Raw genomic sequence first — 393 nt, forward strand, 5'->3', positions numbered from 1 at the left:
GGTCTTTCTTGGTCTTTCTTTCCGTCACTCCGCCACTTTGATCGTTCTATCCACGATTTTGGTGGTTCTATCCACGATTTTGGCTACTCTATCCATCATTTTGACGTTTCTATCCACGACTTCGACTTTTCTTTCCGTCGCTCTGGCTCTTCTTTCCGTCGCTCTGACTCTTCTTTCCGTCGCCGCCTTTTCTTTCCGTCACTCCGGCTCTTCTTTCCGTCGCTTTGGTCTTTCTTTCCGTCACTCCGACTCTTCTTTCCGTCGCTTCGGTCTTTCTTTCCGTCACTCCGCCACTTTGATCGTTCTATCCACGATTTTGGTGGTTCTATCCACGATTTTGGCTACTCTATCCATCATTTTGACGTTTCTATCCACGACTTCGACTTTTCTTTC

At 47.1% G+C, this 393-nt stretch carries 1 protein-coding gene; it reads left to right on the plus strand.

Annotation, left to right across the window (positions count from 1 at the left end; all coding sequences use genetic code 11):
- Window positions 1–393, plus strand: a 393-nt coding sequence (locus AC1DCY_RS27840) for a hypothetical protein (protein WP_477356057.1), incomplete at both ends; no start/stop codon positions are given.

It is taken from the genome of Lysinibacillus sp. 10T31 (assembly GCF_056394365.1).